Origin of the sequence: Dysgonomonas sp. 37-18, from assembly GCF_001899125.1 — a bacterium.
Classification (GTDB): Bacteria; Bacteroidota; Bacteroidia; order Bacteroidales; family Dysgonomonadaceae; genus Dysgonomonas.
In genome coordinates, this window is the sequence record NZ_MKVC01000015.1 from 1 (window position 1) to 15,078 (window position 15,078).

At 36.5% G+C, this 15,078-nt stretch carries 14 protein-coding genes and 2 pseudogenes; 2 read left to right on the forward strand and 14 right to left on the reverse strand.

Annotation, left to right across the window (positions count from 1 at the left end):
* Nucleotides 1–114: 114 nt before the first annotated feature.
* The 4 genes and pseudogenes from BGO84_RS05645 to BGO84_RS05660 all read right to left on the reverse strand — a co-directional run bounded on the left by BGO84_RS05645 (nt 115) and on the right by BGO84_RS05660 (nt 2,830).
* Nucleotides 115–417, reverse strand: a complete 303-nt coding sequence (locus BGO84_RS05645; RefSeq protein ID WP_291028298.1) for a rhodanese-like domain-containing protein — start codon at nt 415–417, stop codon at nt 115–117.
* Nucleotides 418–430: 13 nt separating this feature from the next.
* Nucleotides 431–634: a DUF6132 family protein gene (locus BGO84_RS05650; RefSeq protein WP_291028300.1), complete on the reverse strand. Its 204-nt coding sequence runs from the start codon at nt 632–634 to the stop codon at nt 431–433.
* A 156-nt stretch (nt 635–790) separates the two neighbouring features.
* Nucleotides 791–2,425: pseudogene (locus BGO84_RS05655) on the reverse strand (FAD-dependent oxidoreductase); the annotation flags it as partial.
* 30 nt (nt 2,426–2,455) lie between these two features.
* Nucleotides 2,456–2,830 carry a MarR family winged helix-turn-helix transcriptional regulator gene (locus BGO84_RS05660; protein WP_291028302.1) on the reverse strand — a complete coding sequence of 125 codons (375 nt, stop codon included), beginning with the start codon at nt 2,828–2,830 and terminating at the stop codon, nt 2,456–2,458.
* 123 nt (nt 2,831–2,953) lie between these two features.
* Here BGO84_RS05660 and BGO84_RS05665 point away from each other — a divergent pair, with 123 nt between their 5' ends.
* Nucleotides 2,954–3,508 (forward strand): hypothetical protein, encoded by a 555-nt coding sequence (locus BGO84_RS05665; RefSeq protein WP_291028305.1) that lies wholly within the window; start codon nt 2,954–2,956, stop codon nt 3,506–3,508.
* 157 nt (nt 3,509–3,665) lie between these two features.
* Here the strand turns inward: BGO84_RS05665 and BGO84_RS05670 are convergent, their stop codons facing one another.
* The 9 genes and pseudogenes from BGO84_RS05670 to nhaA all read right to left on the reverse strand — a co-directional run bounded on the left by BGO84_RS05670 (nt 3,666) and on the right by nhaA (nt 11,940).
* The gene (locus BGO84_RS05670) at nt 3,666–4,574 is read right to left on the reverse strand and encodes an AraC family transcriptional regulator (RefSeq protein WP_291028307.1); all 909 of its coding nucleotides are present in this window, start codon (nt 4,572–4,574) and stop codon (nt 3,666–3,668) included.
* A 32-nt stretch (nt 4,575–4,606) separates the two neighbouring features.
* Nucleotides 4,607–5,371, reverse strand: coding sequence for an SDR family oxidoreductase (locus BGO84_RS05675; protein ID WP_291028309.1), 765 nt, complete (start codon nt 5,369–5,371; stop codon nt 4,607–4,609).
* A gap of 116 nt (nt 5,372–5,487) precedes the next feature.
* On the reverse strand, nt 5,488–5,952 hold the full coding sequence (locus BGO84_RS05680) for a TspO/MBR family protein (RefSeq protein WP_291028310.1): 465 nt from the start codon (nt 5,950–5,952) through the stop codon (nt 5,488–5,490).
* A gap of 27 nt (nt 5,953–5,979) precedes the next feature.
* Complete coding sequence (locus tag BGO84_RS05685; RefSeq protein ID WP_291028312.1) at nt 5,980–6,411, reverse strand: pyrimidine dimer DNA glycosylase/endonuclease V; 432 nt, start codon at nt 6,409–6,411, stop codon at nt 5,980–5,982.
* A 3-nt stretch (nt 6,412–6,414) separates the two neighbouring features.
* Nucleotides 6,415–6,729, reverse strand: a pseudogene (locus BGO84_RS05690) (glutathione peroxidase); the annotation flags it as partial.
* Between the two features lie 244 nt (nt 6,730–6,973).
* Nucleotides 6,974–8,317 (reverse strand): DUF389 domain-containing protein, encoded by a 1,344-nt coding sequence (locus tag BGO84_RS05695; RefSeq protein WP_291028316.1) that lies wholly within the window; start codon nt 8,315–8,317, stop codon nt 6,974–6,976.
* Nucleotides 8,318–8,416: 99 nt separating this feature from the next.
* The gene (locus BGO84_RS05700; protein ID WP_291028318.1) at nt 8,417–9,115 is read right to left on the reverse strand and encodes a TrkA family potassium uptake protein; all 699 of its coding nucleotides are present in this window, start codon (nt 9,113–9,115) and stop codon (nt 8,417–8,419) included.
* 101 nt (nt 9,116–9,216) lie between these two features.
* Nucleotides 9,217–10,611, reverse strand: coding sequence for a potassium transporter TrkG (locus BGO84_RS05705; RefSeq protein WP_291028321.1), 1,395 nt, complete (start codon nt 10,609–10,611; stop codon nt 9,217–9,219).
* A gap of 3 nt (nt 10,612–10,614) precedes the next feature.
* Nucleotides 10,615–11,940, reverse strand: coding sequence for a Na+/H+ antiporter NhaA (gene nhaA / locus BGO84_RS05710; protein ID WP_291028323.1), 1,326 nt, complete (start codon nt 11,938–11,940; stop codon nt 10,615–10,617).
* Between the two features lie 445 nt (nt 11,941–12,385).
* Between nhaA and BGO84_RS05715 the strand changes: the two genes are divergently transcribed.
* Nucleotides 12,386–14,383 carry a BCCT family transporter gene (locus BGO84_RS05715; RefSeq protein WP_291028325.1) on the forward strand — a complete coding sequence of 666 codons (1,998 nt, stop codon included), beginning with the start codon at nt 12,386–12,388 and terminating at the stop codon, nt 14,381–14,383.
* Between the two features lie 97 nt (nt 14,384–14,480).
* Here the strand turns inward: BGO84_RS05715 and BGO84_RS05720 are convergent.
* The coding region (locus BGO84_RS05720; protein WP_291028328.1) for a methyltransferase domain-containing protein at nt 14,481–15,078 on the reverse strand (598 nt) is incomplete at its 5' end.

A 15,078-nucleotide genomic window follows, 5' to 3' on the forward strand; every position in this document is an offset into this window, starting at 1 on the left:
CCAGAAATATATAATTTTGCGAAATCATAGAATAGATAGCCATAAGTATTCCCAATAGCAAACGAACGATCCGTGCAAAATCCCAATTCTTAAATATGCGATTCATTTTGTTATTTATTTAAAATTAAACCAACTTCCACCATTATATACTTCCTGAAAACCTTTATTTCTTAAAAGAGTGACTGCACTGCGGCTACGCATGCCACTGGCGCATACAGCAATAATCGGTTTGTCTTTTTTCAGTTTCGATAAATTACTGCTTAAACTATCTAACGAAATATTGATTGAATTGATTGCCGCCCCTTGTTTATACTCTTCTTTTGTACGAACATCCAGAAGTATAGCTCCATTTTCTAAAAGAGCTCTAAAGTCGGCTTTATCCTCCAGTCCGAATAATCTGCTAAGAAATCCCGCCATATTATTTATTCTATTACTGTTTATTTACTTTATTCCTTTTAAAAATTCCGCCGAATAAGCCACCCAATAATACTCCATATAGAGTACTGATCGTAGGTGATGATGTTATAGGGCAAGTACCGGTACTACATCCGATGTACCTCCAATACATATACCCGCCTATTGCTCCGATTAGGGCTCCTACCAGATATGTCCAATTGTTTTTTATGATTTGCATATTCAATTCGTTTATATTTCTTACAAAGATAATATTTAATTTCCTATAGAATATAATTCTTTAGGAAATATAGTTAAGTAAATCATAATTCATCTTAAATTCAGAATAATAGTTAAGCTTTTCTGTTTATAAAGAATGCTTTGTTATTGCTGTTACGTATGTCTTATATCCGCCAGATAAGTTTACAACATTCGAAAATCCATATTGTGCTAATATTCGGAAAGCAATATACCCTCGTAATCCGACAGCACAATAGATAAGAATACACTTCTCTTTCGGTATTTCTTTGATTCGGGAACGCAGTTCATCTAAGGGGATGTTTACTGCCCCATCGATATACCCTTCTTTGCATTCTTCTGTGTTACGGACATCCAGCAGGATAGTTTTGAGAAAATCTATTTTTTTTAATATCCCGCCATTGGACAATCTTCATCTTTCCTTTAAGAATATTATCGGCCACATATCCAGCCATATTGACAGGGTCTTTAGCTGATGAATAAGGCGGAGCATATGCATGCTCAATATCTATCAGATCGTAAATTGCACCTCCTTTTTTTATAACCTGAGCAAATAACTCAATTCTTTTATCTGCTCCTTCTTTTCCTACAACCTGAGCCCCCAGAAGCTTTCCATTTAAGGGAGAGAAATTTATCTTTATTGACAGTTGAGATGCTCCGGGATAGTACCCTGCATGCGAACTCCCATGGGTAAAAGATGATATATGCTCAATACACTCTCTGTTCAGCATTTTGGATGAAAGTCCTGTCGCCGCAACGATTAGGTCAAACACCTTGGCAATAGATGTGCCAATAGTTCCCGAGTACATATATTTATTGTCCTCCAGTATGTTATCTGCAACAATACGGGCTTGTTTATTGGCCGGACCTGCCAGAGGAATCAGCATTTGTTTATTTATTACCGGATTCAATATTTCTACGGCATCGCCTAACGCGTAGATATTATTATCACTGGTCTGCATATAACTATTAACTTTAATTCCTCCTGTAGTTCCAAGTTCCAGCCCTGCATCTTTTACAATCTTAATATCAGGGCGAACACCAATACTTAAAATAACCATATCGGAGATAAGTTCTCTACCACTTTCCAGTCCTATTCGAATGCCATTTTCTCCTTCGAGGAAAGAGGTTACTCCTTCTTTCAGATAAAGCCGTACCCCTTTCTGTCTAAGATGCTGATGAACTATTGCGGCCATAGAAAAATCAATCGGAGCCATAACCTGATCCGCCTTTTCAACTAACTGCACTTCGAGTCCTGCATGATATAAGTTTTCTACCATTTCCAGTCCAATAAATCCACCGCCTATGACAATTGCTTTTTTCGGCTTGTGAGTTATAAGAAAGTTCTTGATTTTATCGGTATCAGGTACATTACGAAGTGTAAATATCTTTCTACTATCGATGCCCTTGATTGGAGGTTTCACCGGTTCTGATCCGGTAGATACAATGAGTTTGTCATAAGATTCAGTATATTCCTTATTTGTAACAAGGTTTTGTATGGTTATACTTTTCTTTTCCCTATTGATGCAGATTACTTCCTGTAATACTCTGATATCTATCTTGAATCGCTTAGAAAACCCGTCTACAGTTTGGACGAAAAGATTATCTCTGTTCGCTATTGTACCTCCGATATATAATATGGTAAGTCACAATTGGCATAAGAAATATATTCACCTCTTTCAAATAAAATAATTTCAGCTTGTTCATCCATTCTTCTTAAACGGGCTGCAACAGAAGCTCCTCCGGCAACCCCACCTATGATAAGTATTTTCATATATTTGTTTTTATTATAATTGATATAATCTTATGGTGTAATGATTTCTTTTATCATTTTAACTAATCGAATTATAAACTCTGTATATTTATTTTCTTTCGACTGTATTTCTTTTATTTTCTCTCTACCTTTATCTGTTAAGGAAAAGATCATCTTTCTTTTATCTGGTTTCCCGATTCTTCTTATAATGTATTTTTTTATCTCAAGATTTTCCAATATTCTGGATGTTCGAGAGTTTGATAAACCAATCTGATTGGATAGATAGCTGGCACAAGAGGTCTTTTTATTATACAGGGAGTATAAGATAAAAGCTTCATTTAATGTGACTCTATTATCCTCTAAAAATTCTTTATCAAGTCTATAAAGAGCTTTCTGTATATTTTTTAATCTGATTAAACAAATCATAATTCCAATGGAAATAATAAACAAAGGAAATTAATATTTTGATATAATCAAATTTAATTGAGATTAATTATCAAATCAGGACTTCTGTGCTACATCCCTCAACCATTACTCATCGACAGTTGAATGAGAAACAACTTATTGAAATTGGAGTTCAAACTGCCTGGAATTGACTACGAGATTAATGGATTGGAGTTATTAAATAGCATCCCTCAACTTAAAGGAAAAGTGTTAGAATATGAAAAGATTGGTGTTTGTAGTACTGGAGACACATTTATTACCAATCCGATTACAGTATATGGTGATATAATAGAAATGGAGGCCATTATTGGAATGGCAGGCAAGAGCAAAGGTTTAGAAAGTGGGAAAGCAAGTGCCCAATTTATCAATCGTATTTATGCTCGTCGTGTAATGTCTACAGGGCTAACTTCATTTTCAGGCTCTGAACTTCCCGAAATGATTGCTAGAGGGGAATTTGTAGAAGCTTCAGAAAAAGAAAAATTAGAGGAAATGCTTATCTTTTTTGAAACACTTACAGCCAATATTTTCTTTGAAGGCACACATTATTTGAATTCTTTAAGATATCGTTTCCAGACAAGTAACATCAAAAATAAAAAAAATGTAATCGAAAAGATTAAGAATCATCTCAATAATAGCCACTTGAACAAAAGTTGCTCTTGAATTGATGGGACAAAGTTCTACTTATAGGGTTAGCCATCTGATTTGTAATATCACTAATCTGATTGAATATATATCCCGTAAATATAGGAAAGATGGGATAAATTTCAGTTTTGTATTCAATCAGGTTTCCGAGGTATATTTTGTTTCGAAGAGTTACTTATCCCGCATTTTTTCTAAATACCTTCGGAGTAGCCTGCTCGCTCTTCTTGAAGAACTTAATAAAGTGTGAAGGATCTTCGAATCCTAAACAGAACGCAATTTCATTGATCGTCCAGTTTGTATGTTTCAGTAAGGCTCTTGCTTCCAAGGCTATCCGCTCTGATATTAATAGCTTTGTCGTTTTTCCGGTGACTTCTTTCAGTACCTTGTTGAGGTGATTGACATGAATATTTAGTTGTTGTGCATAATCACTTGGTGAATGAAGTCGGATACTTTGCATGGTCGATTCTATCGGGAACTGCCTTTCCAATAGTTCGAGGAATAAAGATGTGATTCTGTCAGATGCATGAGACTCTTTGTGTCCAACAGGCTGCATTATAGCAGGGCGCATTTTCAATGCTGTGTGAATAAGCTCTGTAACCAGATTTCGAAGGACATCGTATTTATAGACATAATCGGAAGTAATCTCCCTAAACATTTTATCATAAATTGTCCGTACCTGCCTGAACTCTTCATCATTCAGATCTAATATCGGTATTCCATGAGGCTGGAATAGAGGATATGCTTTAAAATCGCCATATCCTTTGAAGAAGTCTTCCGTAAAAACACAGAATGCACCTGTCTTGTCAAGGCTCAGAGGTTCCCAATTATAAGGAACCTGTGGATTTGCAAACAAGAGCATATTATTTTCTACAACCAGCGTTTTGTCGGCATAATGAACTGTATTACTACCGGATATCAGACTTATCTTATAGTAATCTTTACGACTGTATGGGATTGTATGATCAGGCTGTATATAATCACCTAATGAAAAGACATTGAACTGGCCTATCTTCCCGATAATCTCACTTGGTAAGATTCCTAATTTAATGCGATAAAAATCTGCTAATGACAATGCCTTTTCCATTATAATGCCAACTTATATATTCTTTTTCCTTATCAAATACTTTGGCCTCCGGAGACCTCAATCCGCTGAGCATTCACCCATCGTGCGTCATCAGTACATAGAAATGCAACTACTCCACCAATATCATCAGGTAGACCGACTCTTCCTAATGGGATTGTACTGGCAGTTATTTTATTGACTTCCTCGTTGTCTCTGACAATACCTCCGCCAAAATCGGTTGCAATAGCACCCGGAGCAACAGCATTAGACCGAATACCTCTGGCTCCAAGTTCTTTTGCCTGATACCTTGTTAATACCTCAATAGCTCCTTTCATAGATGCATAAGCGGAATATCCGGGCCGGGAGAAACGTGCCAGACCTGTTGAGATATTGATGATACCACCTCCGTCTTCGAGTATGTTCAATGCTTTTTGGGTAAAGAAATAAACACCCTTGAAATGGATATTGAAAAGACTGTCGAAATCCTCTTCGGTTGTTTCGGCAAAAGCTGAATTAATTCCGATGCCTGCGTTATTTACCAGATAGTTTATTTTCTGAGTACCAAATTTTACAGACAACTCCTGTTTAAGTAATTCGAAAAAAGAATCGAAGCTTTTTACATCGGCAGTATTGAGTTGGAGAGCAATGGCTTTTTGTCCGAGTTGCTCTATCTCTGCGATTGTTTCTAAAGCACTTTCCTTTTTGCTGTTGTAGGTAAGGACTACATCCAGCCCTTTACGGGCTATATTTAAAGCCATATTTTTACCTAGCCCACGGCTGCCGCCTGTTACCAATGCGATTTTTGATTGTTGTGACATAATTCAATAGTTTTAATTACAACACAAAGATACTGGTATATAGCTCATTGATACTGTATGACTCAATCCGCTTATGGTAAAAATCAAATAATTGGCTAGCCTCTCTTCGAAAGACTTTAGTTGTATATCAGAATATAAGCATTTAGATATGTTGCTAAAAACAGCCAAAGAATATAGGGAATAAATAAGATCCCACTCACTCTTTGCGCCGGATAACATTTAAAAGCATAATATAATACGCCCAGATCCAACAAGATAATATTGATAAAACCTAAAAGAGGGTTTTGCAGATAAAAGAATGAAATGCTCCATATAAAATTAAGGAACAACTGAACGACAAATAATGAGGTAAGAAATTTCTTGTTCTGTTCTTTTGAGTTCAATACTAGTCCGATAGAAATACCCATGCATAAATATATTATACTCCATGCAATCGGAAAAGCTATATTGGGTGGAGTTATTGCAGGTTTATTCAATGTCGGATACCATGTCTGTATCGATTCCGATTGAAAATAACTGGCTGTGAATCCGACTAAAAAACAGATAATTACAGGAAGTAATATGTATAGAAACTTTCTCATATGAATATTAGTTTTTGTTCTTGCTAATTATGTTATGATTTCCCAATCCTCAATTCCTCCTTCTATTGTTTCAAATAAAGGATGTGTTTTTAGATCAGACAATGAGGGTAACTTCACTAAAAGTTCAGGACTTCGTTTTTGAAGTTTTCGCCTCAGATGCTCATATTCATATTCCAATTGCCCTTTAGTTACAGGGATGGGAGAAATATTCTCAATCATACGAATTTTCTCTTTGCTATATGAAAAATTTCTTCTCGCAGCTTCCTTATATATTTCAGTAAGGAAAGCATCGATGTAAAGATTCGGCTCGGGGCTATTCTTAAAACGGATCAACTGAGAGTGATTTGTATATCCTTTTGTATTGCCCAAGAGCACATTCTTAGCCAATAACCCTTCACGCCAGGAGGCATTAAGCCCTGCCGAGTCAAGATACTGGGGATGTAAAGACCATAATCGCATGTATTATTTTGCTAAGAGTTTTTCTATAGCTCCAGAAATCTTTGACGGATTGGTTATCGGAGCATAGCGATTAATGATATTCCCCTCTCTGTCTATCAGAAATTTAGTAAAGTTCCATTTTATAGAATCACCCAAGAATCCGTTGCTATTTTCTTTCAGGTATTTATAAAGAGGATCGGCATTGTCTCCGTTAATATCAATTTTTCCTAAGGTGCTAAATATCGTTTTATTCTTCATTTCACAAAAGAAGGTGATTTCATCATTAATTCGGGGACCTTGTTTCCAAAACTGATTGCAATAGAAATCTGATATCTCAAAAATACAAAAAAATTCATATAACAAAAGTAAAAAGAAATTCTATTAAGCTGAGATGAAAACAGAAGATCTTTTTGCCCATGTCAATTTGCTGATCCTATATTATAGGGCTTTATGCTATAGGGATGCTTATATGACCTCACGAATATCTATTTTAAATACCACGACAGGCGTTCCGTGTCTGCCATTTTCAAACTATATATAAGCAAAGTAAGTAATATATTGTATCCCTAATATACAATTATTATCAATTGCTTTTATCAAAATAAACCTTAACCTTTTTTTTACTCAATCTTCTCATGAGCCAATTCTCTATCTTTATCTGATCATTCTTTTGCAGAATGCGTTTAGATGTAATCATAAATACCCCTGTTTTATCTTGAAGTAAGGAGTCGCTTTGAGCGTAAATATATGCTTCTGCATATAAACAACTCTCTATCTGAGGATACAAAGGGGTCAATTCAGACAATAATTGTTTCCCTATAAGATATTGGCTTTGTATACTGTCTATTTTTTGTTTATACCCCGCAATCTCTACATTTAAGCGGGCTATTTGTTGCCGGGACCTCTCTTCTTCAGATTGAGCTTTTTGTCTATCTTTAGCTATATCATTATCTATGGCCAACCCTTGTTCTATCGTTATCTTAGCATCATCTAAAGAGAATAAGCCTGCCTGATCGATAATCGCTTTTTTATCATCTTCTGTCAATGAAGATCCCCCGTATATCAGATTAATTTCTTTTTTATTCGCACTAATTTCGTTGTTGAGCAAATAATTCCCTTTATATATTCCTATATACCGTGTATACTTTTCTGCATTTACTCTGAATTTCTCATTTTGGGACATCCGATAACCCAAATATATGCTGGGTAATATGATTATAATAAGTACAATGGACAAACCTTGATTGATACGTTTCTTTCTTGTCTCACTTATATTGGTATCTCTGATTGGAAACCTCAACATTTGAGAAATTAAAACCGAAGCATAAGCAATACAAACTGTATTGATGGTAAACAGATAGAATGCTCCATAGAAAAAAGAGAATTGGAGCGTAGCTAAACCGTAGCCGGCTGTACAAAGAGGTGGCATCAAAGCCGTAGCAATAGCCACGCCGGGAATGACATTTCCTTTCTGCTTGCTGCTGATTGCGATAATACCGGCAAAGCCTCCGAATAAAGCAATCAATACATCGTAAATAGTAGGACTGGTTCGGGCCAAAAGTTCAGAATGAGCTGTATGAACAGGGGTTATTGAAAAATAAACAGTTGATGCTATAAGGCTGGCCAATACTGCAAAACCAAAGTTTTTAAGTGACTGACGAAGCAATCCGAAATCATGAATAGCAATACTGTATCCCATTCCATTGATTGGCCCCATCAAAGGAGAAATAAGCATGGCTCCTATTATCACAGCAGTTGAATTGGTGTTAAGCCCCACTGATGCTATAATAATAGCACAAACTAATATCCAGATATTGGTTCCCTTGAAAGAAATCCCCTGTATTATTGAATTGTGGATTTCTTCAAAGTCTTCTGTTTGCTTTTGTAGACTGACGTAAGTGACTACTTTTCGTATTAAGTTGTACATACTATATATTATTAGTATTCAGGCTGTATTCCTGATTTGAATTTCTACGGAAAAGGTACTTCTTTTTTATCAATTATATATTTACCAATCACACTTATTCTATTTATGATTTTTGTTCTTACTTATAAATTGTTTAATATCTTTGTTCGACCCGTAAACAACCAAGATGTCATTTTCTTCTAACATTGTATCGGGGTTTGGTATACCCTGTACATCCGCAACAACTCTGGTTTTCCCGATTATACTCTTTTTTTCTACATTTTTGATAACAGTCAACACGAGCATATTATATTCCTTACGAAAGCCGACTTCTTCGATTGTCTTACCAATGAGAATATCCGGAACCACAACCTCTACCATGCTGTAATTCTCATTTAACTCAAAAGAATCTACCATTCCCCGGAGCGTTAGTTTCTTAGCCCATCTTTCAGCCGTTTCTTCTTCCGGGCGGACAATTTCATGCACACCGATTGCCTGTAATACATTCTCTTGCAGAGGATTCAAAGATCTTCCGATAAGCCGTTTTACGCCTAGGTTTTTAAACATAGCTGTCGCCATTATATTAGCACCCTGATCTTCTCCGATACAGACAATCACCACATCTGTATTCTTTAAGGGCAGTGTTTCTACTGCTGCTGCATCCGTTACATTTAAACATGCAACATGTGTTATCTTATCTTTCAGCTCATTTACCCGTTGCATCTTTGTATCCACTCCGATTACTTCATTTCCCTGTGATACTAATTTTTCAGCAAGCGAAGAACCAAATACTCCGAGTCCGACAATAATATATTTCATCTTTTCTTTTTTTAAGTAACAGTAAGACTTTAACAATCTATATTGGAATCATAACTACCTATTTTTATTATACTTACCAAATGATAAATAGGTCTGAGACCTTAATTAATCAATATCTCCTCTGATGGATAAGTATAATTAGACATCCTTACCTGCTTAAAGAAAGCAATAAGCAAAGTGAGTGTTGTTACACGACCTATAAACATAAGTATTATCAGCACCAGTTTACTGGCAGAACTTAAACCGGGAGTGATCCCCAAACTCAATCCAACCGTACTATAGGCCGAAACCGATTCAAAGATAATATCTAATAAACGCAAGCCTTCATCGAAATATGAAATAAGTAATGACCCTATTGCTAAGACAACAACAGAAAGTGTCATCACCGCAAAAGCACGTCTTATGGATGTTTCGGATACCTCCCGGCTACACACTTCTATATTCTTTCGTCCTCTGGCCAAACTGATAAAATTCAATACTGCTATTGCAAATGTACTCGTTTTTATACCTCCTCCTGTAGAGGCAGGAGAAGCACCGATCCACATCAGAATGATTATGATAATCAAAGATGATAAATGTAGTTGATTAAAATCAATGGAATTGAAACCGGCTGTACGGGGCGTTGTTGCTGTAAATAATGCGGTAACAAATTTTCCGACTCCCTGATGGGAAGCAAGTATATTGTTATATTCATTTATAAAAATAAGGATTGTTCCGATAACGATTAAAGAAAATGTTGTTATCAGGTTGATCTTACTTCCCAGTTTCATCACCCAGGGCTTGTAAACGTCTTTTTTGTGATTGAAAATCTGTAAGAATGTTCTGCGGATTAAATGTTTCAGGTATTTCAACAAATTGATTACAATAGGGAATCCTAATCCTCCGAGAACGAAAAGAAATATCAGGCTCAATTGGAATCCATAATTATCCACATATCCGTTTTCCATGATACCATGCGGCAATGTGGAAAAGCCTGCATTGCAAAAAGAGGATATGGAATGGAATACTGAAAAGTAAATCCGGTCACCCAAGTAAGGTATTAAAGCAGGATTTAAACTTGTAAAGATAAAGAGTGCCCCCACAGCTTCGATGCCAATCGTTATAATCAATATTCGTTTTAACGTTTTAAAGATTTCATCGATCTTTTCTATATTCGAGATGTTACCTATTGTCAGTTGGTCTTCATAAGACGATCCTCCTTTAAAGAAGTAGCTGAAGTAACTGGCGAAAGTTAGTATACCCAAACCTCCGGCTTGAATCATAACCATGATGACTGTTTGTCCGAACAATGTAAAATCTTTACTTGTATCCAATGCTACCAGACCTGTTACACAGACTGCACTCGTTGTTGTAAAAAGAGCATCGATCAGACTGATACTCCCTGTCGTGGATATGGGTAGTAACAGTAGGATTGTTCCGATAAGAATCAAACCTAAAAAACTGAGAACAAACAATCTTGCCGGATTTAATCCGATATATTTTATTCGGGACAACATTATTTATGCTTTTACTGAGCGGCTTAATGTGATATATCCTAACACTCCCCCGATGATAGAAGCAGCAAAAATACCGATCTTAGCCTGTACCATATATTCGGGATGAGTAAATGCCAGCGATGTGATAAATAGCGACATGGTAAAGCCGATAGATGCCAGCAATCCTAAACCAAACAGGTTGCGTACATTCATTCCTTGAGGGAAGGGTGCGACTTTAAGCTTTATCAGTAAAAGGGTAAAGCCGACAACACCCACTACCTTACCCACTAACAAGCCTAAGCCTACACCAAGAGCTATATTCGTACTGAATAATTGTTCCATATCAATATTCAGTGAAACACCGGCATTGGCCAGAGCAAATATTGGAATGATAACAAATGTCACTAAAGGATGCATCCTGTGTTCTAAGCGTTGCAATGGAGGAATGGCTTTATTGGTATCTATTTTTATTTCTTCTAACAGATGCAATTGGTCATTTGTAAGTGTCGGTATTTCGTTCTTCGGATCGACCTCCCTGAACTTATTCAAATAGTGCTTTATTCTTTCTACAAACAGATTTTCCCTTATTTTGACATCGGCAGGAATCATAAAGGCTGCAATAACAGAAGCTATTGTAGCATGTACTCCTGACAAGAGAAATGATGTCCATACTCCCAGAATACCAAAAATGGCATAGAATAAAATACTCCGGACTCCCATTTTATTACCTATAAACATAATAAGTGCAAAAGCAAAGCCTGTAGCAAGGCTGAAGAAAGAGATGTCAGAAGTATAGAAAAATGCAATGACCAAGACTGCACCCAAGTCATCAACAATTGCCAGTGCTGTAAGAAATACTTTCAGCGATAGTGGAATCTTACTCCCTAACAAGTACAAAACGCCCAAAGCAAAAGCAATATCGGTTGCCATCGGTATTCCCCATCCGTGATGAACTTCTCCTGATGGATTAAATCCGATATAGATAAGTGCAGGTACCAGCATACCGCCGATTGCTGCACCAATAGGCAAAAGGGCTTTGCGGGGATTGGACAATTCTCCTCCAACAATCTCCCTTTTGAGTTCTAAGCCGACAACAAAGAAGAAAACAGCCATCAACCCGTCATTAATCCAGTGGTGGATGCTATATTCAAAGAAAGGTGTTCCATCAAATATAAATCCCAGCTTATGTTCCAATATATGGAAATAGTCTTCCGACCATGGGGAATTGGCTAAAATCATAGCTATGATAACACTCAGCCCGAGGACTATACCTCCGGCCTTTTCTTGTAATATAAACCGCTGAATGGGTTGGACTACCTTATCGATAGCTTCTTTTTTTTCTCCTGTCATCTATCCGGATTTTATGGGAATTTTTGATGTTTTAATAAACATCAAAAATAATTTATTTTTTTCGACTAGAAAAAATATTACCGATTAACTCTATTTTAATAGGTGTAGAATCCTTACAATGAGTGCATAAACATAAATTAACTTTTGATCAAGCTCTAATTTTACTACTTTTGCTCTTAATACCGGAAAATCCGGTACTGTTCAGGAACGGTTTTATTATTATCTATTGCCTTTCTTTATATATCCTGAGCTCTTTTTTTAATCTTATTATCACCTAAGAACTATTTATATCATTTGTAATGATGAGTTCTGCCGTGGGGTTATGTTTTAGATTTCACTATTTGGGTATCATCTTTTGTTTGTCCCATTTACAAATAGAATAGCTGCTTAAGATGAAGATATGATTCCCTCTTTATCCCTTTAAAGCAAAAAAGACATAAATAATATGACAAAAAACAAATTTTCATTTCGAACCACATTAACCAAATCAGTTGCTCTACCGGGGCTTATTGTTATACTTTTCATATCGCTTTATTGTGGTTTTTTTCCCGAACAAGCCAACAAATCTCTGTCGGTTGTAAAAACCTATTTTTTCAACAATCTGAGTTGGGTTTATGTATTGATGGTAACTTTGTTCGTTCTGTTTCTTATTATCATAGCTTTAAGTAAACTTGGTAATATTCGCTTAGGTTCGGATAATTCCCGGCCTAAGTACAGCTTTTTCTCATGGATAGCGATGCTGTTTGCAGCCGGTATGGGGATCGGGCTTATGTATTTCGGTGTGGCAGAAACAATGTCTCATTATGCAAATCCGGCAATAGACGATACGCTTCAACGGGCAAAGGAAGCCCAGCTATATACTTTTTTCCATTGGGGAATACATGCCTGGGCCATATATGCTGTGGTAGGATTGGTATTAGCTTATTTTGCCTATCGCTATAAATTGCCGTTGGCAATACGAAGCGGTTTATATCCTCTGTTGAAAGATAAAATATATGGTCCTATCGGAAATATTGTGGATACTTTTGCGCTGTGCAGTACATTTTTCGGAATTGCGACAACTTTGGGATTTGGTGTAGTACAGCTAAACGCAGGATTGCAAAGTATAGGATTGGTATCTGAGAACAGTTTTACATTTCAGGCTATTATCGTTATCGTAGTCATGGGTATCGCTATATTTTCAGCTTTTACAGGCGTAGATAAAGGTGTGAAGCGATTAAGTGAACTAAATCTGTCTCTTGCTTTTATTCTGATGGTATTTATTTTGATTGCAGGACCAACAATATATATACTTAGCACCTTTAGTGAAGGTATCGGTTATTACATCAGTAATTTAACAAATCTAACCTTTAATACTTTTGCCTATGAAACAGAAGCTCAGGGCTGGTTCTCGGGCTGGACAATTATGTATTGGGCATGGTGGATATCATGGTCTCCGTTTGTTGGGTTGTTTATTGCACGTATATCGAAAGGGCGTACCATACGTGAGTTTATTATAGCTGTTCTACTGATTCCTTCCTTATTCAATTTCTTATGGATGACTATATTTGGCAGTAGTGGTGTTTGGCTGGATAAATTCGTAGCAAATGGAGAATTGAGCCTATTGGCGAACAATCCGGATACTCTCCTGTTTCGCTTTTTTGAATATTTTCCACTCACCGGTTTATTGAATATAATAGCAATCTTGATGATTGGTGTTTTCTTTGTTACTTCGGCAGACTCCGGTATATTGGTTATGAACAGTATAGCATCCGGTGATAAAAAGAACTCGCCGAAGTGGCAAAATATATTTTGGGGTGTACTGCTCATCATTCTCTCTCTTACACTGCTTCGGGCAGGAGGTCTGGCCTCACTGCAAACGATGACTCTCATTTCCGCATTACCCTTTGGGTTGAGTATGCTACTCTTATGTTTTTCTTTATGGAAAGCTTTGCAAATCGATCATTTATTTCATAATACCAAACTGCCCTATGGTAGTATTGCATGGGACGGGAGCAGATGGAAGGAACGGCTGAACAGAATACTTACATTTTCCCATAAGAGGGATGTCAAGGACTTCCTGAATGGCACGGTAAAAGAAGCATTCGGCGAACTTCAGCAAGAGTTATCCGAAAATGATATTGAAGCTCAAATAATAGCAGGTAAAAACACTCCTCTATCCATAGAGTTATTTATAAGGCATGATAAAATACGAAATTTCCGATATGGTGTCGTTGCTGAGCCTCAAACGATCTCGGAGTATATGATAGAGGAAGAGAATACTCCGAATGTTGATATGGAAACGCCTTATATCCCGATTACCTATTTTAATGATGGGCGTAAAGGAAATGATATACAGTATATGACAAAAGAGGAAGTGATAGCTGATGTCCTCAGAGAATATGAAAGATTTATAAGTCTCATCTCTGATAATAAAAACGAATTGCTTATTATTGACAAGTAGATAAACCTGAAAAAGAAGGCTGTGAATAAATTGATAGATTCAGGAAGGAATGATCGTCCTGAATCCATTTATTTGCAACCTCTTTCTTTAAACTTTGCTATTTTATTCCTGTTACAGTAATCGAATAAATGCCGACATTTCCCGCTTTGTATTTGGCTATTGTCGATTCATCCAGATGCTCCTGCAACACATCATCAGGAATGACAACCGTCTTTGTCCGTTCAATTTTTATATTAGTAAAATTAGCTTTTTCAATCTCACTTAAATAATCGTCTTTTTGTATGGCACTGGCTATACAGCCTGCATACATAGAAGCATTATCCGTAAACTCTTTAGGAAATATACCATTCAGCACAACATCAGAGATACAAAAATGACCTCCTTTTTTCAATACCCGGTGTATTTCTTTAAATATCCTATCCTTTTCAGGCAAAAGATTCAAAACACAATTACTGACTACTACATCAATGAAATTGTTAGGTAAAAGCATATTCTCAATATCACCTTCAATAAATTCCACATTAGTATAGCCCCGCTTTGTGGCGTTCTTACGTGCTCTGTCTATCATTTGTGGAGAAAAGTCAATACCGATTACTCTCCCTGTTTCTCCGACTTCTGCTCGGGCTATAAAACAGTCGTTGCCCGCACCTGAGCCCAAATCCAAAACGGTATTACCCTCTTTAATACCTGCATAC